The organism is Brevundimonas sp. AVps4 (assembly GCF_058681525.1).
The window spans coordinates 183576-207858 of the sequence record NZ_CM178741.1 but is presented as its reverse complement, the minus strand read 5'-3'; the positions used below and the strand labels follow the sequence as shown (position 1 = coordinate 207858).

At 68.4% G+C, this 24283-nt stretch carries 20 protein-coding genes and 1 tRNA gene; 13 read left to right on the top strand and 8 right to left on the bottom strand.

Going from position 1 to position 24283, the window contains the following annotated elements:
- Positions 1–15 precede the first annotated feature (15 nt).
- On the top strand, positions 16–1920 hold the full coding sequence (locus ACW178_RS01010) for a M20/M25/M40 family metallo-hydrolase (protein WP_287104520.1): 1905 nt from the start codon (positions 16–18) through the stop codon (positions 1918–1920).
- Positions 1921–2088: 168 nt separating this feature from the next.
- On the top strand, positions 2089–3168 hold the full coding sequence (gene recA, locus ACW178_RS01005; protein ID WP_054764091.1) for a recombinase RecA: 1080 nt from the start codon (positions 2089–2091) through the stop codon (positions 3166–3168).
- A gap of 354 nt (positions 3169–3522) precedes the next feature.
- Here recA and ACW178_RS01000 read toward each other — a convergent pair whose 3' ends face one another.
- From ACW178_RS01000 to ACW178_RS00985, 4 genes are all read right to left on the bottom strand, one after another.
- A complete protein-coding gene (locus ACW178_RS01000) occupies positions 3523–5715 on the bottom strand; it encodes a 3-hydroxyacyl-CoA dehydrogenase NAD-binding domain-containing protein (protein WP_191558116.1) in 2193 nt (730 codons plus the stop codon).
- A 138-nt stretch (positions 5716–5853) separates the two neighbouring features.
- Positions 5854–7059 (bottom strand): acetyl-CoA C-acetyltransferase, encoded by a 1206-nt coding sequence (locus ACW178_RS00995; RefSeq protein ID WP_054764089.1) that lies wholly within the window; start codon positions 7057–7059, stop codon positions 5854–5856.
- A 160-nt stretch (positions 7060–7219) separates the two neighbouring features.
- Positions 7220–7453, bottom strand: a complete 234-nt coding sequence (locus ACW178_RS00990) for a hypothetical protein (RefSeq protein ID WP_492024778.1) — start codon at positions 7451–7453, stop codon at positions 7220–7222.
- Between the two features lie 53 nt (positions 7454–7506).
- Positions 7507–8742 (bottom strand): PQQ-dependent sugar dehydrogenase, encoded by a 1236-nt coding sequence (locus ACW178_RS00985; protein ID WP_492024777.1) that lies wholly within the window; start codon positions 8740–8742, stop codon positions 7507–7509.
- Between the two features lie 191 nt (positions 8743–8933).
- Between ACW178_RS00985 and ACW178_RS00980 the strand changes: the two genes are divergently transcribed.
- Together ACW178_RS00980 and ACW178_RS00975 are read left to right on the top strand one after the other, a co-directional pair.
- Positions 8934–9010 (top strand) — tRNA-Met (locus ACW178_RS00980).
- 98 nt (positions 9011–9108) lie between these two features.
- A complete protein-coding gene (locus ACW178_RS00975) occupies positions 9109–9417 on the top strand; it encodes a hypothetical protein (RefSeq protein ID WP_191558113.1) in 309 nt (102 codons plus the stop codon).
- 13 nt (positions 9418–9430) lie between these two features.
- Here the strand turns inward: ACW178_RS00975 and ACW178_RS00970 are convergent, their stop codons facing one another.
- Positions 9431–10078 carry a TlpA family protein disulfide reductase gene (locus tag ACW178_RS00970; protein ID WP_152949008.1) on the bottom strand — a complete coding sequence of 216 codons (648 nt, stop codon included), beginning with the start codon at positions 10076–10078 and terminating at the stop codon, positions 9431–9433.
- Here ACW178_RS00970 and argH point away from each other — a divergent pair.
- From argH to ACW178_RS00945, 5 genes are all read left to right on the top strand, one after another.
- Positions 10077–11513, top strand: coding sequence for an argininosuccinate lyase (gene argH, locus ACW178_RS00965; RefSeq protein WP_191558112.1), 1437 nt, complete (start codon positions 10077–10079; stop codon positions 11511–11513). The two genes, ACW178_RS00970 and argH, sit on opposite strands and share 2 nt — an antisense overlap.
- Positions 11510–11740, top strand: a complete 231-nt coding sequence (locus ACW178_RS00960; protein WP_152949007.1) for a hypothetical protein — start codon at positions 11510–11512, stop codon at positions 11738–11740. The genes argH and ACW178_RS00960 overlap by 4 nt, the downstream gene beginning before the upstream one ends.
- A 6-nt stretch (positions 11741–11746) precedes the next feature.
- Entirely contained in the window at positions 11747–13021 is a 1275-nt protein-coding gene (gene lysA, locus ACW178_RS00955; RefSeq protein ID WP_287105837.1) for a diaminopimelate decarboxylase, read from the top strand.
- A gap of 49 nt (positions 13022–13070) precedes the next feature.
- Positions 13071–13727 carry a hypothetical protein gene (locus ACW178_RS00950; protein WP_152949005.1) on the top strand — a complete coding sequence of 219 codons (657 nt, stop codon included), beginning with the start codon at positions 13071–13073 and terminating at the stop codon, positions 13725–13727.
- An 80-nt stretch (positions 13728–13807) separates the two neighbouring features.
- The gene (locus ACW178_RS00945) at positions 13808–14806 is read left to right on the top strand and encodes a cation diffusion facilitator family transporter (protein ID WP_287105839.1); all 999 of its coding nucleotides are present in this window, start codon (positions 13808–13810) and stop codon (positions 14804–14806) included.
- Positions 14807–14816: 10 nt separating this feature from the next.
- Here ACW178_RS00945 and ACW178_RS00940 read toward each other — a convergent pair whose 3' ends face one another.
- Entirely contained in the window at positions 14817–15674 is an 858-nt protein-coding gene (locus ACW178_RS00940; RefSeq protein ID WP_287105841.1) for a glutamate racemase, read from the bottom strand.
- A gap of 128 nt (positions 15675–15802) precedes the next feature.
- Between ACW178_RS00940 and ACW178_RS00935 the strand changes: the two genes are divergently transcribed.
- On the top strand, positions 15803–17986 hold the full coding sequence (locus ACW178_RS00935) for a M3 family metallopeptidase (RefSeq protein ID WP_287105843.1): 2184 nt from the start codon (positions 15803–15805) through the stop codon (positions 17984–17986).
- A 128-nt stretch (positions 17987–18114) separates the two neighbouring features.
- Complete coding sequence (locus tag ACW178_RS00930) at positions 18115–19080, top strand: magnesium and cobalt transport protein CorA (RefSeq protein WP_492024776.1); 966 nt, start codon at positions 18115–18117, stop codon at positions 19078–19080.
- A gap of 46 nt (positions 19081–19126) precedes the next feature.
- Here the strand turns inward: ACW178_RS00930 and ACW178_RS00925 are convergent, their stop codons facing one another.
- On the bottom strand, positions 19127–19459 hold the full coding sequence (locus ACW178_RS00925) for a UrcA family protein (protein WP_287105847.1): 333 nt from the start codon (positions 19457–19459) through the stop codon (positions 19127–19129).
- Positions 19460–19597: 138 nt separating this feature from the next.
- A complete protein-coding gene (ppc, locus tag ACW178_RS00920; protein WP_492024775.1) occupies positions 19598–22297 on the bottom strand; it encodes a phosphoenolpyruvate carboxylase in 2700 nt (899 codons plus the stop codon).
- 172 nt (positions 22298–22469) lie between these two features.
- Here ppc and ACW178_RS00915 point away from each other — a divergent pair, with 172 nt between their 5' ends.
- Complete coding sequence (locus ACW178_RS00915; RefSeq protein WP_287105752.1) at positions 22470–23663, top strand: divergent polysaccharide deacetylase family protein; 1194 nt, start codon at positions 22470–22472, stop codon at positions 23661–23663.
- A gap of 107 nt (positions 23664–23770) precedes the next feature.
- Positions 23771–24247, top strand: coding sequence for an RNA pyrophosphohydrolase (locus tag ACW178_RS00910; RefSeq protein ID WP_183218132.1), 477 nt, complete (start codon positions 23771–23773; stop codon positions 24245–24247).
- Positions 24248–24283: the final 36 nt, after the last annotated feature.

Sequence of the window (24283 nt, the reverse complement as noted above, 5' to 3'; positions counted from 1 at the left end):
TCGGGGATGGATCGCATGCGGCTGGTCTTGTTTTTGGCGGCTCTGACGGCGGCCCTGGGTCTGGCCGTGCTCACCACCCAGACCCCTCGACCCCAGCCGGCGAGCGCGCCGGCCGCCGCTTTTTCCGCCGAAAGGGCGATGCAGGACGTGCGGCTGATGGCGCGGGCGCCCCGGCCGGTCGGCTCGACCGACCACGCCCTGGTCCAGGCCTATCTCTATGGCCGGATGGCTGAGCTGGGTCTGTCGCCGACGTTCCAGGCCGGCGCCCTGTCTCCGGCGGCCGTGCGGCGGCTGGAGCGGAACGGCCTTTCCACGGAAGGGGTCTCAGCCGTCAATCTGGTCGGCGTCCTGCCCGGCCGGAACCCGCGCCTGCCTCTGGTGGTGCTGATGGCCCATTACGACAGCGTGCCGGGGTCGCCGGGCGCGGCCGACGACGCCGGCGGCGTGGCCGCCGTTCTGGAGGCGGTGCGGGCGATCAAGGCGCGGGGCCCGGCCGAGCGGGGCCTGATCGTCCTCCTGACCGACGCCGAGGAGCTGAACCTGGACGGGGCGCGGACCTTCTTCAGCGAACATCCGCTGCGCCACCGGGTGGGGGCGGTGGTCAATCTGGAGGCGCGGGGCGGCGGCGGTCGGGCCCTGATGTTCGAGACCGGACCCGGCAACGCCCAGACCGTCGATCTGTACGCCCGGGCGGCGCGGCGAGCCGAGGGCGGGCCGTCCAGCAATGCGCTCGCCGTCTTCGTCTATCGGCTGATGCCCAACGGCACCGACTTCACCATCGCCGCCGACCGGGGATTGGCGGGGGTCAATCTGGCCTTCCTCGGCCGCCCGGCTCAGTATCATTCGCCCAGTTCGACGCCGGAGGCTCTGGACCAGGGCAGCGTCCAGCATATCGGCGCCCAGGCGCTGGAGACGGCCGACGCCCTGTTGCGCGCGCCGACCCTGCCCCAGGCGACGCGCAACCTCGTCTATTCCGACGTCTTCGGCCTGGGGCTTCTGCGCCATGGGCCTGAGACGGGCTGGGGCCTGCTGGGTCTGGCCCTTGGGCTCACGGCCTTCGCCGCCTGGGGCGCGCGCCATGCGACCGGCCTGACCTGGAGACAGGGGGTGAAGGGCTTCACCGGCGGCCTGTGGCTGTTGAGCGTCGGCATGGTGGCGGCCCAGGCGGCGCGGGTTCTGGCGGGGCCGATCGGCGAGCGGATCGACTCCGCCGAGACCTACTACATGATGCTGCGCCGCCTGCCGTGGATGGAGGCCGGCGCGGGTCTGGCCGTCCTGGCGGTCCTGCTGGCCCTGACGGCCGGGCGGGCCCTGATCGGGCGGCGGTTGCTGGCCGGGGTGGTCGCGGCGGCCGCCGTTCTGGCGACGGTCCTGGGCGGGGTCGATTATCTGGTGCTCGGCGCCGCCGTGGTCGGCGTCGCCCTAAGCCTCTGGCCGGACGGCGAGGACGAGACGGTCTGGGGCGGCTGGCTGGGCGCGATCGTCCTGGTGCTGGTTCTGGGCGGCCTGGTTCAGGCGATCGCCCCCGAGGCGGCCCTGCTGTTCGTCTGGACCGGCCTGGCGGCGGCCTTCGCGGCGGCTCTGGCCGCCCTGATCGGCGCCCGGCTGGAGCGGTGGGCGGCCCTGGCGCCGGCGGCCGTGGTCACGGTCCTGGTCGGCGGCTGGCTGTTCGGCCTGGGCCATTTCATCTTCCTGGGCGTGGGCATGAGCCAGGCCTGGGCCCTGGCCCTGATCGCCCTGCTGATCCTCGTCCTGGTCCGGCCCCTGGCGCCGATGCGGGGGGAGCCGTCGGGAACGCACAGCCCTCGGAGTCACACCCTCGCGGGCCTGTCGACGGCCGTGCTGATCCTGGGCTGCGGCCTGTCCCTCGCTGCGCGCCATGCCGAACCGGCTTCGGCTGTGGACGTCGTCGCCGAGTGATGCGTCAGAAACGGACGTAGACCCGAAGAGATTTGTCGGTCTCTGATGAGAACATCTTGTGAACCGGAACAAACCGTGCACATAGTCGGCCTCACCAAAACGGGGGCGGGTCCATGGCGGGTCTCTCCCAAGCTTCTGACGGGAATCATGGCAAGGGAGACGAAGGCAATGGCACAGGCGGCTTTGAAACTGGTGGGTAAGGAAGACGGCGAAAAACAACGGGCTCTGGAGGCGGCGATCGCCCAGATCGATCGCGCCTTCGGCAAGGGCTCGGTGATGAAACTGGGCAAGGCCGGGGTTGTGGCCGAGATCGAAAGCGTCTCGACCGGCTCGCTGGGTCTGGATATGGCGCTCGGCATCGGCGGCCTGCCGGTCGGGCGGGTGATCGAGGTGTTCGGCCCGGAATCCTCGGGCAAGACCACCCTGGCCCTGCATACGGTGGCCGAGGTGCAGAAGAAGGGCGGCGTCGCCGCCTTCGTCGACGCCGAACACGCCCTTGATCCAGTCTACGCCCAGAAGCTGGGCGTGAACCTGGACGATCTCTTGGTGTCCCAGCCCGACGCCGGGGAACAGGCGCTGGAGATCGTGGACACCCTGGTGCGCTCCGGCGCGGTGGACATCGTGGTGGTCGACTCGGTCGCGGCCCTGACGCCGCGCGCCGAAATCGAGGGCGAGATGGGCGACAGCCTGCCCGGCCTTCAGGCCCGCCTGATGAGCCAGGCGCTTCGCAAGCTGACGGCCTCGATCTCCAAGTCCAAATGCATCGTCCTGTTCATCAACCAGATCCGCCACAAGATCGGGGTCATGTACGGCAGCCCCGAGACGACGACGGGCGGCAATGCGCTGAAATTCTACGCCTCGGTGCGCCTGGACATCCGCCGCACCGGCGCGATCAAGAACCGCGACGAGGTGGTCGGCAACACCACCCGGGTCAAGGTGGTCAAGAACAAGGTCGCCCCGCCGTTCCGCGAGGTCATTTTCGACATCATGTACGGCGAGGGCATCTCCAAACTGGGCGAGGTCATCGACCTGGGCGTCAAGGCCGGGGTGATCGAGAAGTCGGGCAGCTGGTTCAGCTATGACTCGACCCGGATCGGCCAGGGCCGCGAAAACGTCCGCGAATTCCTCAAACAGAACCCCGACATCGCCGCCTCGATCGAAAAGGCGGTGCGGGCCTCGACCAACAAGATCGCCGACGAACTGCTGGGCACGCCCGAGCCGGACGAAGGCCAGGATCTGGAAGGCTGAGCCTCTCCGGACCTTAAGGATACTCCGTCGCCCCAAGCGACCCGCCACCGACCCCGCGAGGGGCGGCGGAGCGACCCGTCCGACCTCGTGTCGGGCGGGTCTTTTTTGGCCTGCCGCGCACTCGCGTGATCTGAGGCCAGGAATTCACCTTTCCGCTCATCCCGGCGAAAGCCGGTACCCAGTTCTGTCGCTCCGCAATGCGTTGGACCAAAAGCGGTGACTTGCAGACACGCTGGATCACCCAAAGCACTGGGTCCCGGCTTTCGCCGGGATGAGCGGAGAAGGGGCAGCACCAAGCCAAAACGGGCGACCCGAAGGCCGCCCGTTCCGTCTTCTGTTGATGTTCGCAGCCGATCAGGCGGCGGCCTTCTCCGGGGCGAACCTGCCGTAGAAGGTCTCGTTCTTGGCGGCCATGTCGCGCAGCAGGTCCGGGACCTTGAACCGGTCGCCATAGGTCGCGGCCAGGCGATCCGCCGTTTCGACGAACTTGGCCAGGCCGATGCCGTCGATCATGCTGATCGGGCCGCCGGTCCAGGGCGCGAAGCCCCAGCCCAGGATGGCGCCCAGGTCGGCCTCGCGCGGGTCGTCGATGACGCCCTCGGCCCAGCAGCGGGCGACCTCGACGGCTTGGCGATACAGCAGGCGGGTCTTCAGCTCGTCGATCTGGGCGAAGGCGCCGGGCTCCTCGGGCGCATCGATGCCCTTGGTGGTCGGCGCCAGGTCGCTCAGCCCCTTCCAGATCGTCTTGGGCTTGGTGTCATAGTCGTAGAAGCCCTTGCCGTTCTTGCGGCCGTAGCGTCCGCCCTCGACCATCTTGGCGACAATGTCGGCGCCTTCGGTCGGGACGTATTTGTCGCCCAGGTCCAGCGCCGTCTGTTTGGCGATCTTGTAGGACAGGTCCAGGGCGACGTCGTCGTGCATCTCCAGCGGGCCGCGCGGCATGCCGGTCATCCGGCCGACATTGTCGATCAGGGCCGGGCCGTAACCCTCCTCCAGCATGGCCATGCCTTCCATCAGGAAGGTGGAGAAGCAGCGCGAGGTGTAGAAGCCGCGCGAATCGTTGACCACGATCGGCGTCTTCTTGATCTTCAGGACGTAATCCAGCGCCTTGGCGATGGCGGCCTGACCCGTCTTCTCGCCCAGGATGATCTCGACCAGCATCATCTTGTCGACCGGCGAGAAGAAGTGGATGCCGATGAAGTCCTCGGGCCGCACGCTGGCCTCGGCCAGGCCGGTGATCGGCAGGGTCGAGGTGTTGGAGCCGAAGACGGCGCCTTCGACCAGCTGGGCCTCGGCCCGCTTGGTCACATCGGCCTTGATCTCGCGGTTTTCGAACACCGCCTCGATCACAAGGTCCGACCCCTTGATGTGGTCATAGTCGGTCGTCGCCGTGACCAGGGCCAGGGTGGCGTCATACTTCTCCTGGGTCATCTGACCGCGCGACAGACGCTTCTTCAGCAGCTCCTCGACATGGGCCTTGCCCTTGTTGGCGGCTTCCTGGGTCTGGTCGATCAGCACGGTCTCGATGCCGGCCATGACCTGCACATAGGCGATGCCGGCGCCCATCATGCCCGCGCCCAGGACCGAGACCTTCTTGGGATCGGATTTCGGCACGCCGGCGGGCCGCACGGCGCCCTTGTCCAGCTCCTGCTTGGACAGGAACAGCGAACGGATCATGGCCTGGGCCTGGGGCGTCATCAGGGTCTTGATGAAATAGCGGGTCTCGATCCGCAGGGCCGCGTCCATCGGCACCTGGGTCCCTTCGTAGACGGCCTTCATCAGGTTCACCACGGCCGGATAGTTGCCGTAGGACTGTTTGCGCAGCATGGCGTTGCCGACCATGAAGTTCTGGATGCCGGCCGGGTGATAGGGGCCGCCGCCGGGCAGTTTGAAGGACTTGTCGTCCCAGGGCTGGACGGCCTTGCCGCCGTTCTTGATCCAGGCCTTGGCCGCCTCGACCGCTTGGCCCTTTTCGACCACCTCATGGACGATGCCGGCGCCCTTGGCGTCGTTCGGGCGGAAGGACTTGCCCTCGCTCATCGCCATCATGGCGTTCTGGACCCCGACCAGACGGGTCAGACGCTGGGTGCCGCCGCCGCCGGGGAAGAGGCCGACCTTGATCTCGGGCAGGCCCAGCTGGATCTTGTTGTCGTTCTCGACCACGCGGTAGTGGCAGGCGAGGGTGAACTCCAGCCCGCCGCCCAGGGCCAGGCCGTTGATCGCCGCCGCCACCGGCTTGCCGCAGGTCTCGAGCGCGCGGAAGGCGCCGTTCAGCGCCCAGCCGGCGTCGAAGGCCTTCTGCAGGTCGCCGCCGCCGGAAAGCACGCCGCCCGCCATGTCGCCCAGGTCCGCGCCGGCGCAGAAGCCCGAGGCCTTGCCCGAGGTGATGACGGCGCCCTTGATGGTTTCGTCGGTCTTGATCCGTTCGACCAGTTCCGGGATCTCCTTCATCACCGCGCTGGTCAGGGTGTTCATCGAACGGCCCGGCACGTCGAAGGCGATGACGGCGATGCCGTCGGCGTCGATGTCGATCTTGAAGTTTTCCATAATCTCTCTTCCTCAGATCCTCCCCCAGCGGGGGAGGGGGACCGCGAAGCGGTGGAGGGGGCCGCCGCCGACGCCGGCGATGGGTTCGCCCCCCTCAGTCAGCTTCGCTGACAGCTCCCCCGACGGGGGAGCAATGGATCAGACGCGTTCGATGACGGTGGCGGTGCCCATGCCCCCGCCGATGCACAGGGTGATCAGGGCCGTCGATTTGTTCGAGCGCTCCAGCTCGTCCAGCACCGTGCCCGTGATGATGGCGCCGGTGGCCCCCAGGGGGTGGCCCATGGCGATGGCGCCGCCGCAGACGTTCATCTTGTCGTGCGGGATGTTCATGGCCTGCATGTAGCGCAGCACCACGGCGGCGAAGGCCTCGTTCAACTCCCACAGGTCGATGTCGTCGGTCGTCATGCCAAGCTTGCCGAGCAGCTTCTTGGACACATATTCGGGTCCGGTCAGCATGATCGACGGTTCCGAGCCGATCGAGGCGCCGCCTAGGATCTTGGCGCGCGGCTTCAGCCCCAGGGCCCGGCCGGCCTCAAGCGAACCGATCAGCACGCCCGCCGAACCATCGACGATGCCGGAGGAGTTGCCGGGGGTGTGGACGTGGTTGACCCGCTCGACCTCGGGATAGCGCTGGTTGATCACGCTATCGAAGGCCATTTCGCCCATCATGGTGAAGGAGGGGTTCAGTCCGCCCAGGGTCTGCATGTCCGTGTTCGGACGAATGGTCTCGTCGCGGTCCAGAATGGTCAGGCCCAGCTGATCCTTCACGGCGATGACCGACTTGTTGAACCGGCCCTCGGCCCAGGAGCGGGCGGCGCGCTTGTGGCTTTCGACCGAATAGGCGTCCACGTCGTCGCGGCTGAAGCCGTACTTGGTCGCGATCATGTCAGCCGAGACGCCCTGGGGCACGAAATAGGTCGGGAAGGCCGACGAAGGATCGGTCGGCCAGGCGCCCATGTCCGAACCCATGGGCACGCGGCTCATGACCTCGACCCCGCCGCCGACGGCGAAGTCGGACTCGCCCGACTTCACCTTGGCAGCGGCCATGTTCACGGCTTCCAGGCCCGAGGCGCAGAAGCGGTTCACTTGAACCCCGGCCGTATATTGCGACCAGCCGGCGGACAGAACGGCGGTGCGGGCGATGTCGGCGCCCAGTTCGCCCACGGGCGTGACGCAGCCCAGGATGACGTCATCGACCTTGGAGGTGTCCAGGTCGTTGCGGTCGCGCAGGGCCTCCAGGACCTGGGTCGCCAGGCTGAGGCCGGTGATCTCGTGCAACGAGCCGTCCTTCTTGCCCTTGCCGCGGGGTGTGCGGACGGCGTCGTAGATATAGGCGTCAGCCATGACAGGGAGTCTCCATCTTTGGGCCGGAGCGACGTCGCCCGGAAAGGGCGGCGCGGCTTACGGCCGGGTCGGATCAAAGCTTGGTCGCCAAGAACCCTACGTTTACGTCAACGTCAAGTAACAAGGCGCGTGAGGCGGTCGAGGCGCGGCGCCCCAGCCGTCAGTCGCCGGGGATTCGGCTGGCGACGCCGCTGATCCGGCAGGCGTAGTCGGTCTCTGGACGGCCGGTCTGCAGACCCGTGGTGACCAATATCCCCTGCCGCGCCGTACAGCGCGCCTCCAGGGCGTCCAACTCGGTCTGGTAGCGGTTTTCGACGCCGGTCGAGGCGCAGGCGGCGATCAAAGGCAGGGCGACCAGGGTCGCCACCCAGATGCAGGATGTGGCGTGGCGCATGGCATTCTCCTATGGGCGAGGCCCGCAGGGGCGGGCCCGCGCTTCGCTAAAGACTACTCGGCCGCAGCCAGTCGGACCAATTTTCCGTCGCTCTCGTCGGTGATCGCCCAGACGGCGCCGTCTGGGCCGATCGCCACGTCGCGCACACGCTCGCCCAGGTCGGTCAGCAGCCGCTCTTCCCCGACGACGCGGTCATTTTCGATCACCAGCCGGGCGATATGCTTCTCCTTCAGCGCGGTGACCAGCAGATCGCCGTCCCAGGCCGGGAACATGGCGCCCTGGTAGAAGACCGCCCCACCCGGCGCGATGACCGGATCCCAATAATAGACGGGCTGTTCCGTGCCGGCCTTCTGGGTCGCGCCGCTGTTGATCGCGCCGCCCGCATATTCGACGCCGTAAGCCGCGTCGGGCCAGCCGTAGTTCAGGCCCGCCCTGTCCAGATTGACCTCGTCGCCGCCGCGCGTCCCGTGCTCGATGGTCCAGATCGCGCCCGTGCCGGGCTGGACGGCGATCCCCTGGACGTTGCGGTGGCCCAGGCTCCAGATCTCGGGCAGGGCGCCGGCGCGGCCGACGAAGGGATTGTCCTGGGGAGCCGTGCCGTCGGCGTTGATGCGGATGGTCTTGCCCATGTGCGAGCCCAGATCCTGGGCCTGGGGCCGCATCGGCCGGTCGGAGCGTTCACCCAGGGTGATGAACAGCTTGCCGTCCGGCGCAAAGGCCAGGGACGAGCCGAAATGTTTGTCGCCGTCATAGGCGGGCAGGGCGCGGAAGACGACCTGGACATTGTCCACCCGCGCGCCGTCGTCGGACAGCCGCCCCCGTGCGACCGAGGTGGCGTTGCCGCCGTCCCGAGGCTCCGCATAGCTCCAGTAGATCAGACGGTCCTGGGCGAAGCCGGGGCTGACGACGACGTCCAGCAGGCCGCCCTGGCCGCGCGCATCGACGCGGGGCAGGCCCTGGACCGGTTCGCCGACTTGGCCCTGGGCCGTGATTATCCGCAGCCGGCCGGGCTTTTCCGTCACCAGCCAGCGCCCGTCGGGCATCAGGGCCAGGCCCCAGGGATGCGACAAGCCCGAGGCGACCACGCTGTGGCGCATCGCCTGTTCGGTCTTCACCCCCGGCGCCCGGGTCTGGCCGGGGAAGGCGGGCTGCTGGTCGGGATTGTTGGCGGGCCGGGTCTCCAGCGGGGCGCCCGACTGGCCGGATGCGGAGGCGGTCTCTCCGTTCGCGCCGCAGGCGGCGGCGAGGACGAGCAGGGCGGTCGAGGCGGCGAGGGCGATGGGGCGCATGGGCGGCTCCGGGCGGGTTGGGGGCGTCGGTAACGAAGAAACCCCAGCGTTATCTGTCCGCTCCTGCCCCGTCTTGCGCCCTATCGCCGCACGATCTGCATCGACACGACTTGAACCGCGCGCGCGACGGCGATATAGGCACGCCTCTTTCGCGCTGGCCCAGGCCTCGCGAAGGCCCGGATGCGGGATACGACTGGGTAGCTCAGATGGTTAGAGCGGTGGATTCATAACCCACAGGTCGGCGGTTCGATCCCGCCTCCAGTCACCACCTTCCCCTTGTTCTCCGACATCGACGGTTCGGCCACAGGCGCAACCGGTACGCCCCTGCGGCGTTCACCGGCGGACAACCTTGACCGGAGAATTCGCATGACCATCCGCAAGTCGATGCTGCTGACCGTCGCCGCCGCATTCGCCCTGGGGGCCGCCGCCTGCACCCAGGCGGAGCAGGAAAAGACCGAGGCCCATGCCGAGGCGGCCGCCGACAACACCGCCGAGGCGGCGTCCCAGGCCGGCGAAGTGATCGAGTCCGGCGCCATGAAGGCGGCTCAGGCGATCGAGAGCGGGGCCGGCAAGGTCGCCGACAAGCTGGAGGAAAACCAGGCCGAGGCCGCCGCCGAAGGTCGGCCGGGCGCCGTGGACCCCGCGACCGACCGGCGCGTGCCCGACGAAAACTGAGGCTCCCCCCGGATCAGGCGGCGGGCGCGCCTTCCGCCAGCAGGGCGTCGATCAGGGCGTGGGCCTCGGGGCTGTTCCAGTCGGCCTCGCCTGCAAAGATCGCGCGGATGCGGCCTTCGCGATCCAGGAAGACGGTCTGGGGCATCTTGCCCTTGCCCGGAAACTCGAACGGCAGCTGGAAGCGGATGTCGCTGTACAGCGGCAGAGGCTCGTGCACGTCGATGAAGCTCCTGGCGTCGGCCAGGGCGTCGGCGGTGGCGTCGACATTGATCGGCAGGACGATCAGGTCCTCGTTGGTCTGATAGGACCGGGCCAGGGCCGCTAGGGTGGGCATTTCGGTGCGGCAGGGGGCGCACCACATGGCCCATAGATTGACGACCACCACCTTGCCCTTGAAGGCCGAAAACCGCACGGCCGTGCCGTTGCGGTCGCGGAACATATATTCGGGCGCGGGCTTGAGTTCGGACGGCGTCTGGAGCGCCGCCAGCGGTCCGACGGCGAACCGGGCCAGATCGCTTTTTGCGACGGGCGTCGTCTGGGGTTGCGCCTTCTGCCTATGATTGGCGTATAGCGACATCGCCAAGCCGCCGGCGCCGGCGAGCGTGCTGATCAGCACCAGAGCGCCGACGACCGCCCAGATCGCCTTTCTCGAGCCACTCATGACCGACGCCGCCTCCGATACCGCCCAAGTCGATGCTTCTAAGGCCCCGGCGAAGCCCGCAGGTCAAGACATGTGGGGCGGCCGCTTTTCGTCGCGCCCCGCCGAGATCATGCAGGCGATCAACGTCTCCATCGGGGTGGACCGGCGTCTGTGGCGTCAGGATCTGGCCGGATCGCGCGCCCATTGTCGGATGCTGGCCAAACAGGGCGTGATCCAGTCGGCGGACGCCGAGGCCATTCTGAAGGGGCTGGACGCCGTCGAGGCTGAGATTCTGAACGGAACCTTCCCCTTCCGCGACCAGTTCGAGGACATCCACATGAATGTGGAGGCCCGACTGTCCGAGCTGATCGGCGAGCCGTCGGGGCGGCTGCACACCGCCCGCAGCCGCAACGACCAGGTGGCCCTGGACTTCCGCCTGTGGGTCCGCGACGCCTGCGACCGCTCGACCGCCCAGCTGAAGGCCTTGCAGGCCGCGCTTCTGGACCGGGCCGAACAGCATGCGGCCGACCTGATGCCCGGCTTCACCCATCTGCAGACCGCCCAGCCTGTGACCCTGGGCCATCATCTGATGGCCTATGTTGAGATGTTCGGCCGCGACGCGGGCCGGTTCGCCGACGCCCGGACGCGGATGAACGAAAGCCCCCTGGGCGCAGCGGCGCTCGCCGGTTCGCCCTTCCCGATCGACCGCCATATGACGGCGGCGGAACTGGGTTTCGACCGGCCGATGGCCAATTCGCTGGACGCCGTCTCGGACCGCGACTTCGCCCTGGAAAGCCTGGCCGCCGCCTCGATCACGGCGGGCCACCTGTCGCGGTTAGCCGAAGAGATCGTGGTCTGGATGACGCCGATGTTCGGCTTCGCCACCCTGCCCGACGACCTGACCACCGGTTCGTCCATCATGCCGCAGAAGCGCAATCCCGACGCCGCCGAACTGGTGCGCGCCAAGACCGGTCGGATCATGGGGTCGCTGGTCGCCCTGTCCACCGTAATGAAGGGCCTGCCGCTGGCCTATTCCAAGGATATGCAGGAGGACAAGCCGCCGGTGTTCGAGGCGTTCGACGCCCTGGACCTGGCCCTGGTCGCCATGACCGCCATGGTCTCGGCCTTGCGGCCCAATACCGAACGGATGGCGGCCGCAGCCGGCGCCGGCTTTTCGACCGCGACGGACCTCGCCGACTGGCTGGTGCGCGAACTGAACCTGCCCTTCCGCAAGGCGCACCACGTCACGGGCGCGGCGGTGAAACAGGCGGAAGCCCTGGGCGTGGACCTGTCGCAACTGCCGCTGGAAGAAATGCAGAAACTCGAGCCGGGGATCACGGAAGCGGTTTACAAGGTGCTGACCGCCGAGGCTTCGTGCCGGAGCCGTCAGAGCTATGGCGGCACCGCGCCGGAACAGGTCCGCGCGCGTATCGCCGACTGGAGAGCCCGCCTATGAAGAAGACCATGATCCTCGCGGGCCTGCTCGCCCTGTCGGTCGCCGGCTGCGGTCGTATGGCCGATCTGGAATCGCCCAGGCGCGAGACCGAGCGGGCGCCCCGCAGCAGCCGCGCCCCCAGCCTGCCCGAGCCGGCGACCATCAACCGGCCGTCCAGCAGCGTGCCGATCGACGGCGGCCCCTCCAATCCCTTCGGCGCCAATCCCGCCGCCAACGACCCCCGCTAGGCCGCCTTGCACCATTTCGATCTCAAGAACGGCGCCTTGCACGCCGAGGGCGCGCCGCTGGAGCTGATCGCCGACGAGGTGGGCACGCCCGTCTATGTCTATTCGACCGCGACGCTGAAGCGGCACTACGGCCTGCTGCGCGCCGCCGCCGACGCCCACCGCGACGCCCTGGGCGAGGCCCTGATCGCCTTTGCGGTCAAGGCCAACTCCAACCTTTCGGTCCTGGCGACCCTGGCCCGGCTGGGTTCGGGCGCCGATACGGTTTCGGAAGGGGAGATCCGCCGGGCCCTGGCTGCGGGGGTGCCGGCCGACAAGATCATCTTCTCCGGCGTCGGCAAGACCGACATGGAGATCGCCTTCGCCATCAGCGTCGGCGTGCGCCAGATCAATATCGAATCCGGGGCCGAGTTGGACCGGCTGATCGCCGTCGCCGCCTTGATGCAGGCCGCCCCGGCCGTCGCCGTGCGGGTCAATCCGAATGTCGGGGCCGGCGGCCACGCCAAGATCACGACGGGCGGCAAGGGCGACAAGTTCGGCGTTCCGGTCGAGGAGGCGATGGCGCTCTACGCCCGCGCCTCGGCCTCGCTCCACGCCACGCCCGTGGGCCTGGCCTGTCATATCGGCAGCCAGATCACCGACCTGGCGCCGCTGGAGGCGGCCTTCACGATCCTGGCCGACATGACGCGCGAGCTGAGACGCCAGGGCCACGCCGTGACCCGGCTCGACCTGGGCGGCGGTCTGGGCGTGCCCTACGCCGGCGGGACGGAGCCGCCGTCGCCGGCCGACTATGTCGCCATGGCGGCCCGCGTCCTGGCGGGACTGGAGGTCGAGGCGGCTTTCGAGCCCGGCCGTCTTCTGGCGGCCAACGCCGGGGTGCTGCTGAGCCAGGTGATCCAGGTGAATGAACGCTCGGACGGCCGCCGGTTCCTGGTGCTGGACGCGGCGATGAACGATCTGATGCGTCCGGCCCTCTATGACGCCTATCACGACATCCGGCCGGTCAATCCCCGGCCCGGCGCGGCCCGACCCTATGATGTGGTCGGCCCCGTGTGCGAGACCGGCGACACCTTCGCCCGCGACCGGCTCCTGCCGCCGCTGGAGCCCGAGGATCTGGTGGTCTTCACCGGCGCCGGCGCCTATGGGGCCGTCATGGCCAGCGAATACAACAGCCGGCCCCTGGTCCCCGAGGTTCTGGTGGACGGCGAACAGTGGGCCGTGATCCGCCCCCGCCCCACCTATGAGGAGATGCTGGACCGCGAGCCTTTCGCCGACTGGCTGTAGGGGCGATTTGGGCTCGACTGTTATAAAGTAACAAGCTATAGGGCCGGTCATGTCCCCGCCGTCCGACCCGCCTGTCCTGCTGTCTCTCCTGGGAGGCGGCTTCGTCGCGGCCTTCCTGCATGCGGCCCTTCCGACCCACTGGCTGCCCTTCACCCTGGTGGGGCGGGCGCAGGGCTGGCGCGCGTCGCGGGTGCTGGCGGTGGTGGCCGTCGCCGGCCTGGCCCATATCGCCACCACCGCCCTGGTCGGCGGGCTGATCGTGGCGGCGGGCCTGGCGCTCGAGCGCTGGGTGGAGGGTCTGCTGCCGCATCTTGCCGCCGTCCTGCTGTTCCTGTTCGGCGCCTTCTATCTGGCGCGGGCCACGCTGAAACGCCCGGCCGTGGCGGGCGGCCCCGCGTTGGAGATCGCCGCCCCCGCCGTGTCGGACAAGGCGGCCTTCCTGGGGCTGGTGGCGATGATGGCCGTGTCCCCGGGCGAGGTTCTGCTGCCCATCTATCTGTCTTCGGCCTCGGAGGGGATGGCGGCCCTGGCCCTGTTGACCCTGATCTTCGCCCTGGGCACCATCGCCGGCATGGCCGTCTTCACGGCCCTGGCCAGCGCGGGCGCCTCGATCCTGCGGCTGGAGCGATGGGCGCGCTATGAAGGCGCGGTGCTGGGCCTGGCCCTGATCGGCCTGGGGCTGCTGGTCGCGCTGCACCAGCATTGATGGGATATTACATGATAACATTCAAAGCGTTATCATGTAGCAGCTTCGCTGTTTGCGGAATTGGCGTATAGGCGAGAGCCATGACAGCCCAGCCCGAAAACCCCTCCGCCCACCACGACCATGATCACGACCATGATCATGCGCACGACGGTCATCACCACGCGCACGGGGGGCGTCATCATCACCATCACGGCCATGGGCACGCCCATGGCCCCGTGGACACAGGAGACTGGCGCTACGCCGTCGGCCTGGCGGTCAATCTGGCCTTTGTGGTCTGCGAATTCGCGGCCGGGCTGATCGCGGATTCCACGGCGCTTCTGGCCGACGCCGGCCATAATCTGTCGGATGTCCTGGGCCTGGCCATGGCCGGCGGGGCGGCCTGGCTGGCGCGGCGCGGGGCGCACGGGGCGGCGGGCGGACGGAGCACCTACGGTTTCGGCAAGGCGACGGTCCTGGCGGCCCTGGCCAACGCCGTGCTGCTGATCTTCGCCTGCGGCGCCATCGCCTTCGAGGCCGTGCGGCGGTTTGCGGAACCGGCGCCGGTCGGCTCGGGCGTCATCATGACGGTGGCCGCCGTCGGCTTCATCATCAATCTGGGCACGGCCCTGCTGTTCATGAAGTCCCAGCACGATCTGAACGCGCGCGGCGCCTATCTGCACATGATGGCCGACGCGGGGGTATCCTTGGGCGTCGTCCTGGCGGGGGGCATGATTCTGCTGACCGGCTGGTCCGTGGTCGATCCGATCGTCAGCCTGGTCATCGTCGCCGTCATCCTGTGGTCGACCTGGGGCCTGCTGAAGGATTCGGTCCATCTGGCGATGGACGGGGCGCCGGACGACGTCGACATGACGGCGCTGGAACAGGGACTGTGCGCCCTGCCGGGCGTGCGCGCCGTGCACGACCTGCACGTCTGGGCCCTGTCCACGACCGAGACCGCCCTGACGGCCCACCTGGTCCACGACCGGACGGACGGCGACACGCTTCTGCGAGAGGCTCAGGCGGTGGCGCGACGCCATGCGATCCGCCACACCACGCTCCAGCTGGAGAACGAACCCCTGCCGGACTGTCCGGGGTGTTGAGCCGCTGCGCTTAAGCCTGATCGAAGGTCAGCGGGGCGCCCCAGAAGCGGGCGATCAGGTCCGACTGAGGCCCGGCCTGGCCGGTGGTCAGGAAGTCGCGGCGGCCGCCGTCGCCCAGGGCGTATTCGGGATGGCGGGCGAAGTAGCGGTCCAGGGCGTCGGCGACCGCCGTCGGCTGTTCGATCAGCGCCGTACCCGCCGGCAGGGCCTCAGCGAACAGTTCGGCGATAATCTCATAGTGGGTGCAGCCCAATATGGCCTTGTCCGGGTGGCGGCCGATGCGGCGGCGCAGGGCGTCGACATGATCCTTCACCACCACCGTCAGTTCTTCGACCGGGGCGCCCAGTTCGATCAGGCCGGCCAGGCCGGGGCAGGGTTCGCAGAAGACGGCGATGTCCTCGCGCCGTTTGTCGATCTCGATCTCGAACACGCGGCTGATGGCGGTGGCGGCGGTGCAGAAGACGCCGGTGATGTCCACCGCCTGGATCTTTTCGCCCTCCTGGGGGCGTTCGGCCTCGAAACTCCAGGGCAGGCCCGTCGCGGCCTCGATGGTGGGCACGATGATGCCCAGCACGTTCACAGGTCGGCCCAGCCGTTCGCGCAGGCCGGGGATCCAGGTCTGTTGCAGGCGGCGCAGGGCGATGGCGCTGGCGGTGTTGCAGGCCAGGACCACGACCGAGGCGCCGGCCTCGAACAGCCGCTCGCACCCGGCCTTGGTCAGATCGACGATCTCCTCGCCGCCGCGCCCGCCGTAGGGGGCGTGGGCTTGGTCCGCCAGATAGACGAAGTCGCGCTGCGGGAACCGCCGCGTCAGTTCACGATGGACGGTCAGGCCGCCCACGCCGGAGTCGAAAACGCCAATAGCCATAGGCGCGCTTTAGAACAGTGCGACGATCCTTCCAACAAGATTACGGGGCTTTAACGGGTCGGACAGGTGACGATCCGCCCCGGCGCGCCTAAGTGTGACCGCGACATGACCTTTTCACGGAGCATTCCATGCACAGACGCCAGCTTCTCATCGCGGGCGGCAGCCTGATGGCCCTCTCGGCCTGCGCCTCCACCGGCTCCGGCGCCGCCCCGGCCGGCTCGGCGCCCGCCGCCATGGACCTCGCCGAAGAGGCCCGGATCGCCCGCGCCGTCCTGCCCAAGGCGACGCCGAAGGCCGAACTGCTCCAGCCCTGGACCGGCCCCTATGACGGCGTGCCGCCTTTCGACAAGGTGACCCCGGCCAAGCTGCGCGAGGCCATGCTGGAAGGCATCGAACTGCAGCGCGCCGACATCGCCGCCATCGCGAACAATCCGGAAGCCCCCACCTTCGCCAACACCATGACGGCGCTGGAGCTGGCCGGCGAGCCGCTGGACCGCGCATCCAACCTCTATGGGGTCATGACCTCCAACATCGGCGGCGAGGCCTATGACGCCGTCGACACCGAACTGTCGCCGATCCTGTCGGCGGCCTCGGACGAGATCACCTTCAACGAAAAACTGTTCCAGCGCATCAAGACGGTCGCCGACAACGCCGACGCCATGGGCCTCAGCCCCCAGCAGAAGCGTCTGGCCGAACGCCGCCGCGACGCCTTCATCCGCTCCGGCGCCAATCTGGACGCGGCCGGCAAGGCCGAGCTGGGCCGGATCAACACCGCCCTGTCCAACGCCTTCACTCGCTTCGGCCAGAAGGTCGTCGCCGATGAGAACAGCTGGACCCTGATCCCCAACGAAGCCGGCGTCGCCGGCCTGCCGGCCTCGAACAAGGCCGCCGCCGCCGCGGCCGCGCGCAGCCGCAATCTGCAGGGCTGGGCCATTCTGAACACCCGTTCGGCCGTGGACCCCTTCCTGACCTTCGCCGACGACCGGGCCCTGCGCGAGCAGGTCTGGAAGAAGTTCGTCAACCGCGGCGACAACGGCGACGCCAACGACACCAACTCGACCATCGCCGAGATCGTGAAGCTGCGCGACCAGCGGGCCAAGCTGTTGGGCTATCGCAACCATGCGGAACTGCGGATGCAGGACACCATGGCCAAGACCCCGGCCAATGCGCAAAATCTGATGGACCGCGTCTGGGCCCCAGCCAAGGCCCGCGTCGCCGAAGAGGTCGCCGACATGAAGGCGATCGCCGGTTTCGACATCGAACCCTGGGACTATCTCTACTTCGCCGAGAAGGTGCGTAAGGCCAAGTACGACCTGGATCAGAACCAGCTGAAGCCCTATTTCGAGCTGAACGCGGTCCGCGCCGGCTCCTTCGCCATGGCCGAGCGTCTGTACGGCTTCAAATTCACCAAACTGCCCAAGGGTTCGGTCCCGACCTTCGAGCCGGACGTCGAGGTCTATGAGCTGCACGACAAGGCCACCGGCAAGCTGATCGGCCTGTATTACACTGACGACTACGCCCGTCCGGGCAAGCGTTCGGGCGCCTGGATGACCACCTATCGGTCCTTCTCGACCCTGGACGGATCCAAGGTGATCCTGGGCTCCAACAACAACAACTTCACCAAGCCCGAGCCGGGCGAGCCGGTGCTGATCTCGCTGGACGACGCCGAGACCCTGTTCCACGAGTTCGGCCACACCCTGCACTATTTCTCGTCGAACGTGACCTATCCGTCCTTCGGCAACACCCCGCGCGACTTCGTCGAATATCCGTCGCAGGTGCACGAGCACTGGGTGCTGAGCCGGCCGATTCTGGACGGCTATCTGAAACACTATCAGACCGGCGAAGCCATGCCCCAGGCCCTGGTGGACAAGATCCAGGCCTCGTCCACCTTCAACCAGGGCTATGCGACCGTCAGCTACCTGTCTTCGGCCATCGTCGACATGGATCTGCACACCCAGGCGACGCCTCCGACCGATATCGACGCCTTCGAAAAGGCCAGCCTGACGCGGATCGGCATGCCCAAGGAGATCGTGATGCGGCACCGCCTGCCGCAGTTCAATCACCTGTTCACGTCCGACGCCTATTCGGCCGGCTACTACAGCTATCTGTGGTCCGAGACGATGGACGCTGACACCTGGGCCTATTTCGAGGAGTCGGGCGACGTCTTCAATCCGGACATCGCCGGCCGCTTCAAGTCGATCATGCTGGCGCCGGGCAACACCACCGACCGGGCCGAGGCCTACCGCGCCTTCCGCGGCCGCGACCCCGACGTGGCGGCTCTGCTGAAGGTCAGGGGCTTCCCGGTTTCCTGATCCGGGGCCTGTTTGAGACCCCAACGGGCTGAATGACGTTTGCGGCCGGCGGAGCGATCCGCCGGCCGTTTCGTTTGCGCGCGGTCTGGCCTAAGTCGGGAGGACTGCCGAAGAAAGAAGAAGCGCCCATGCCCGTCGTCGCCTCCTACGTCTATCGCGACGGTCAAAGGGAGCGCGCCGCGCCTCTGACCCCCGAAGGACTGGCCCTGCAGCCCGGCGAGTTCGTCTGGATCGGCCTGCACGACCCGACCGACGCCGAGTTCGAGGTTCTGGTCCGGCGCTTCAACCTGCACCCCCTGGCGGTCGAGGACGCTCTGTCGGCCCATCAGATGCCCAAGGTCGAGGTCTATGGGCGCGAACTGTTCGTGGTCGCTCGGACGGCGGAAAAGATCGAGGACCATATCCAGTACGGCGAAACCCACGTCTTTGTGGGGGATGACCACGTCATCAGCATCCGTCACGGCTCGAACCGCGCCCACACGGCCCTGCGGACCCAGCTGGAGGCCTCGCCGGCCCAGCTGCGGGCCGGGCCGGACTTTGTGCTGCACGGCGTTCTCGACTTCATCGTCGACGCCTATGTGCCCATCGTCGATCATTCCGAGGACGCCGTGCTGGAGATCGAGCAGAGGGCGTTGGAGGCGTTTCTGTCGCGCAACGAAATCCGCCGCCTGTTCACCCTGCGCCGCGAACTGCTGAAGTTTCGCCGCATCCTGGGGCCGATGGAGGAGGTGGCGGGCAAGCTCCAGTCTCTGGACCTGCCCTGTATCGACCCCGACGTCCGACCCTATTTCCGCGACGTCGGCGATCATGTCCGACGGGTCAACAGCCGCCTGAACGGCCTGACCGAAATCCTGTCGTCCGTCTTTGAAGTCGCCAATCTGCTGGAACAGCAGAGGCAGGGGGTCATCACCCGCAAGCTCGCCTCCTGGGCGGCGCTGCTGGCCGTGCCCACCGCCATCGCCGGCATCTACGGCATGAATTTCGAACACATGCCGGAACTGCACTGGCGCTACGGCTATCCGGCCGTCATGGCGGTGATCGCCGCAGTCTGCCTCGGCCTCTACGTCGCCTTCAAGCGGACCCGATGGCTGTGAAGCGGAGAACCGGCGAGGGACGCAGCGCCCCTCGCCGGTTCGCCGTTCAGCCTTCGTCGGACGCCGTAGCGGCGCGCACGACGGGACGGGCGTCGCGCGAGGCGCGGACATATTCGACGCGGCGGACGCGCGGCAGCCGGCTCAGAGCCTCGGCCCGCACAGCCGCGCGGCAAGAGCGGCGATTGGTGATCTGGCCGGCGGTGAAGGCGACGTCGCGGCACAGACGCTCGGCCGCCTGATCGACGCGGGCGTCGAAGGCGGCGGCGCCGGCGGTCGAGGTCAGGTCCAGATCGCCGAAGGGGATCCGGGCTTCCTGAGCCAGGGCGGAGGAGGCGGACAGGACGGCGACGGCGAAGAGAACGGGGGAAAGAACCTTCATCGTTTTAGCTCCTAGGGAACGATAATCGCCCAAAGTGGCGATGAAGGCGCAATACCTTTCTTCTGTAACGCCGTAATGAGACTTGCGGCTCCGATCTGTGACGGTTGAATTAAATTGGATTTAGGGTGGCGGCGGAAATCAGCCGCTGTTCCTCAGCCCCGCCGCCACCCCGTTGATCGCCAGCAGGATTCCCTCGCGCACCCGCGGATCTTCGTCGCCGGCGCGGCGGCGGCGGATCAGCTCGATCTGCACATGGTTCAGCGGCTCGACATAGGGCATCCGCAGTCGGATCAGACGGTCCAGTTCCGGCTGGCCGCCCAGCAGCTTGTCATGGCCGGTGATGGCCAGGATGGCGTCGTGCGTCCTCTGCCATTCGTCGCGGATTTCGCCGAAGATGGCGGCGGCCAGACCCGCGTCGCTCACCAGGGTGGCGTATCGACGGGCGATGGTCATGTCCGACTTGGCCATGACCATTTCCATGTTCTGAACAAGAGTCTTGAAGAAGGGCCAGGCCTCGGCCATCGCCTTCAACTCGCCCATGTCGCAGCCCTGGACCGCCGAGCCGAAGCCGAACCAGCCCGGCAGCATGACCCGGCTCTGGGACCAGCTGAACACCCACGGAATGGCGCGCAGATCCTCGATCCGGGTCGAGGCGGTCCGCGACGACGGGCGCGAACCGATCTTCAGGTCGGCGATTTCGGCGATGGGGGTGGCGGCGCGGTAATAGTCGACGAAGCCGTCGGTCTCATAGACCAGCTTGCGATAGGCGGCCATCGACCGGGCCGACAGGTCCGACAGGGTGGCGCCGTGTTCGGCGGTGAAGGCCTGGTCCCGTCCCTGGCCCAGGGAGGCCAGCACGGCGCCGCAGGTCAGGGCGTCCAGATTGCGCAGGGCGATCTCGGGCTCGCCGTATTTGTTGGCGATGACCTCGCCCTGTTCGGTGGTGCGTATGCGTCCCTGGACCGTGCCTTCCGGCTGGGCCAGGACCCCGGCGAAGGCCGAGCCGCCGCCGCGTCCGACCGTGCCGCCGCGCCCGTGGAACAGCTGCAGCTTCAGACCGGCGGCCCGCGTCACCTCGACAAGGGCGCGCGAGGCCTCGTGCAGTTCCCAGCCCGAGGTCAGATAGGAGCCGTCCTTGTTGGAGTCCGAATAGCCGATCATCACCTCCTGCACGCCGCGCGCCTTGGCGACGGCGAGGGCCGAGGGCTCCTTCAGCAGCCGCTCCAGGGTCGGGCGCGAGGCCCGAAGGTCTTCGATGGTTTCGAACAGAGGCGCGGCCTGGATCGGACAGGCGGCGGGGTCTTCGGGCCGGTAGAGGCCCACCTCCTTCAGCAGCAGATAGACCTCCAGCAGGTCCGAGGCGGCGTCGGTCTTGGAGACGATATGGGTGCGGATCGCCTGGGGCCCGAAGGCCTCCAGGGCGGCGGCGGCGGCCTGGAGGATGGCCCGCTCCTTCAGGGTCTCGGCGGCGTAGTCGGCATAGGGGCTGAACAGCAGGCGGGGCGAGGTCAGTTCGGCCGCCAGGACGGCGAGCCGCCCCTCTTCGTCCAGGGCGGAATAGTCGTCGCAGACCCCGGCCGTCTTCAGCAGGTCGGCGACGACCCGCTCATGGACGTCCGAGTTCTGGCGCAGGTCCAGGGTCGCCATGTGGAAGCCGAAGATTTCCACCGCCGTGATCAGATCGTTCAGCCGGTCGTCGGCGAACACCTCGCCGTGGTGCGAGACCAGGCTGTCGCGCAGGATTCGCAGATCGGCCTCGAAGGCGTCTGGGCCGGGATAGGCTTCGGCTGCAACGGCCGCGCGGCGGGGGGGCTGTGCGCCGCCCCGCGCCTCATAGGTGGCGGCCAGACGCGCATAGACCCCGGTCAGGGCGCGGCGATAGGGCTCGTCCGCCCGGTGCGGCGACGGGTCCTGGGCGGCGTCGGCCAGGGCCGCCAGCTCGGGCGAAACCTCGGCCAGCTCGGCCGCCAGGCTGAGTTCGGCGCCCAGGGCGTGGACCTCCTCCAGATAGAAGCCCAGCACCGCCCGCGCCTGGGTGCGGAAGGCGGCGCTCAGCACCGCACCGTCAACGTTCGGATTGCCGTCCCGGTCGCCCCCGACCCAGGTGCCAACCCGCAGGAAGGGCTGAAGCTGGGGCGCCTCCAGCAGACGACGCCAGGCCGACAACTGTTTGGGCGCCACCCGCAGGAAGATGCGGTCCAGGAAGGAGACGACCGTGTCGATCTCGTCCTGCACCACCAGCCCCTGGGTGCGCACCAGCCGCGTGGCCCACAGGATGACGATCTGGCGGCGCAGGGGTTCGTTGATCTGGGCCGGCGAACAGGCGTCTCCGGCCTTGTCGCAGGAATCCAGCAGATCGGAGATGGCGGTGATCCGGTCGATGACGCTCTTGCGCCGCACCTCCGACGGGTGGGCGGTCAGGACCGGCGAGATCAGGGCCTCGTCCAACAGGGCGCGCACCGCCGCCTTGTCGATCTTCTGATCGGCCAGTCGCAGCAGGGCGCCCTCGGGGGTGTCGGGACGGGCGCCGGCCTCGGCCTGGTGCTGGGCGCGTCGGCGGGTGGCCCGGTCCTCGGCGATGTTGGCGAGCAGCGAAAAGAGGGCGAAACCGTGCGCCAGACCCGCCGCCTGATCCACGCTCATGGCGGTCAGCAGCTTCTCCAGCCGCTTGGCCGGATGGGAGGCGGGATCGCGGTGATAGGCGACGGACGCCTGGCGGACCGCCTCGACATGTTCGAACAGGGCCTCTCCGCCTTCGGCGCGAATGACCTCGCCCAGAATTCCGCCCAGCAGTCGGACTTCTTCGCGCAGGGCGTCGTCGGCGGCGGGGCTCATCATCGGCGAATATCCTCGGTCGGCGTGGGGAGAAGCCCATCTGAGGGGCCGCAAACACGCCCGTCAACGCACGATCCGTGACAGCCGCTCCCAGCTACAATCGTGGTGAACGCCCGTTAGGATTTCTTAACCGGGCGCATGGCAGCATGGGGGTGAAGGATTCCGCCCCGTGTCCATGTTCGCCAAACGCCAGTCCGCCCTCGCCGCCGCCGCCGGCGCCCCGCCGGCGCCCCGCGCCAAGCCGAGCCTGAAGCCCCTCGTCGCCGTGCTGAAGAAGCCGCCGGTGGTCGCGGCCCTGGCCGGCGTCTTCCTGCTGACCTCCACCGCCCTCTTCTTGACCGTCCTGGGCGACCCGCGCGCGGGCGCGCCTTCGGCCCGCATCGCCCTGCACCGGGCGCCGGCCGCGCCGGACGCTCCCGCCCCGACCGGATTCGAGGCCTTCTCCATGGGGGCCATGGGTCTTTATCAGGATTTGACGGGAGGCGGAGATACGTCCGGCGCGGCGGGCGGCGAGGCCTTGATCACCTTGCCGGACGGCGCTTCCGTCGCGGGCGGCGCCAGCTACAGCGCCCCGGTCCAGCCGGCCTCGCCCCTGCCCAAGGCGCCGATCGCCGGCCTGTCCCAGCCCGGCCCCAGCGGTCCCCTGCCGATGATCGCGCCCGACGGCCGCGTCCCGGCCCAGGCCTACGCCCGGCCCTTCCGCTCGAACGGCAAGCCGCGCGTGGCCCTGATCGTCGGCGGCCTGGGGCTGAACGCCGTCACCACCCGCGCCGCCATCGAACGCCTGCCGGCCGAGGTGACCCTCAGCTTCGTGCCCTATGCCGACAATCTCCAGTCCTGGATCGACCAGGCAAGGGCCCAGGGCCATGAGGTCATGCTGGAAATGCCGATGGAGCCGACCGGCTATCCCGACAACGACCCCGGCCCCTATACGCTTTTGGCCAACGGCACGCCCGACGACGTCGAGGCCAAGCTGGACTGGCTGCTGGGTCGCGCCACAGGCTATTTCGGCGTGACCAACTATCTGGGCGACCGGTTCGCCGGTTCGGACGCGGGCATGGGCGCCTTCCTGACGATTCTGCGCCAGAAGGGTCTCGCCTTCCTGGACGACGGCTCCTTCCAGCGCCGCCCCGGCGCCTGGGCCAGGGCCAGCGCCGACAAGGTGATCGACCAGACCCAGTCGCCCGCCGCCATCATCGGCGCCCTGAACAGTCTGGAGGCCCAGGCCAAGCTGCGCGGCTCGGCCATGGGGACCGGCTTCGCCTATCCGGTCACGGTCGAGGCCGCCGCCCGCTGGACCGCCGGCCTGGAGCAGCGCGGCCTGCAACTGGCGCCGGCGTCTGCGATGACGCTTCGGCCGGGGCGCTAGGAAGTGGCGAGTGGCGAGTGGCGAGTGGCGAGTAAGGACGCTCGCCGTCCGAGCGCACAGGTGCGTTCGTTCTTCCTCGCCAATCGCCACCCGCCACTCGCCACTCGATGACCGACCTCACCCTCTACCGCCCCAATGTCGGTGTCGTGCTGTTCAACGCCGACGGCCAGGTCTGGTACGGCCGGCGACACGCGACGCCGGGACCGCATAACTGGCAGTTTCCGCAGGGCGGGGTGGATGACGGCGAGGATCTGACGGCGGCCGCACTGCGCGAGTTGAAGGAAGAGACCGGCGTGACCTCGGTGGAGTTCCTCGCCCGGACCGACGACTGGATCCTGTACGACTTCCCGCCCGAGGCGATGGACAATCCCAAGGCCTGGCGCGGCTTCAAGGGGCAGCGCCAGCAGTGGTTCGCCTTCCGCTTCACCGGCCAGGACAGCGAGATCGACCTGCAGGCCGACGAGGAGGTCGAGTTCGACGCCTGGCGCTGGGGCGATCTGTCCGAGGCCTGCGACCTGATCGTGCCGTTCAAACGCCCGGCCTATGAACAGGTGGTCGCCGCCTTCGCGCACCTGGCGACATAAAAAAGGGCGGCGCGAACGCCGCCCTTCTCCAGTTCT